This window comes from Micromonospora sp. M51, assembly GCF_018070305.1.
Classification (GTDB): Bacteria; Actinomycetota; Actinomycetes; order Mycobacteriales; family Micromonosporaceae; genus Micromonospora; species Micromonospora parva.
This window is the reverse complement of the sequence record NZ_JAGPXZ010001186.1, coordinates 1-1,191: the sequence shown is the minus strand read 5'-3', so window position 1 is coordinate 1,191 and position 1,191 is coordinate 1. Positions and strand designations below refer to the sequence as shown.

The 1,191-nt window shown below is 77.2% G+C and carries 1 protein-coding gene; it reads right to left on the bottom strand.

The features are described from left to right. A partial coding sequence (locus tag KBX53_RS33555; RefSeq protein ID WP_247676595.1) for an HEXXH motif-containing putative peptide modification protein occupies nt 1–1,191 on the bottom strand: 1,191 nt, incomplete at both ends.

The window sequence follows — 1,191 nt, the reverse complement described above, 5'->3', positions numbered from 1 at the left end:
GCCGGGTTCGACAAGGTCGTACAGGTCGAGCACCGCGCCCAGCTTCGCGTGCTGCCACTCGTGCACGAGCAGCACCGCCAGCGTCTCCGGGTCGGGATGCGGGGTGACGGCGACCGCGCCGAACGCGTGCCGGGCGGTCGCGCTGCGCAGTGGTCGCGCCGGGTCGGGGGCCAACGGAACGACGGCACGCAGGCCGCCGTCGAGCGCCGCCGCGTGCGCCGGCACGTCCCGCTGCACGACCCGCCAGGCGTCGGTCAGGGTACGGCCCAACGCCCGCGCGGCCGGAGCCTCCAGGCGGGGTTCCACCGGCTGGCCGTAGCAGTCGCGGTACGGGTCGCCGTCCTCGATGAGCAACCGGCCGCCGGGCACCGGCACGTCGCGGGTCGGCAGCCAACCGGTCGACGGCGGCGCCAGCGGATCGAGGGACACCGTCCGCTCGACCGACCCGATCCGGGCCCGGAACTCGCCGGGCCCGACGGTCACCTCGGCGCTCTCCCCCGGGCCGGGTAGCACCAGGTCACCGAGCGTGGGCACCGTGATCGCGCCGGCCCGCAGCGGGACGCGCACCGTGGCCGGCACGCCCGCCCGCAGGGCCGCGGCGACGGCGAGGGCCGGCAGTGGGTCGAGTGCCGCGCCGAGGCCCGGCAGGGCCGCCGGGTCGAGGCGGTGCACCAGCGCGGGCCGGACGAAGGGGTGTGCCAGGACCGCCTGGACGGCGTCCGGGGCCGCCTGGTCGAGGTGGACGAGCAGGTCCCAGGCGGCAGTGCTGCCAAACCGGTCCCGGCAGGCCGCCAACAGCGCCCGGGTGATGGAGAGCTGGGTGGCGGCGAGCAGCGCGAGCGTCGACGTCGACCCGTGCCCGGTGGCCAGGTCGTCGAGCAACTCGTCGACGGGCGCGGTGGCGGACCATTCGCCCGACGCGGGCGGGGTGGGCGGCGGGTAGGCGTCCACCGCGTCGATCAGGCCGAGCAGGTCGGGGCAGTACACCGAGGGGTTGTCGAAGCCGGAGCCGGTGCGCCAGCGGTGGGCGTACAGGCCGCCGCCGCACCTGTCGACCACCGGGCAGGCACGGCAGGTCGCGCAGAGCCCGTCCACGCCGTCCTGCCGGACCGCGACCCCGGGGTGCCGCACGCCCTCGTCCACCGGGTGGTCGAACACGTCGAGCCCGGTGCCGGCCGCGCCGTGGTATGC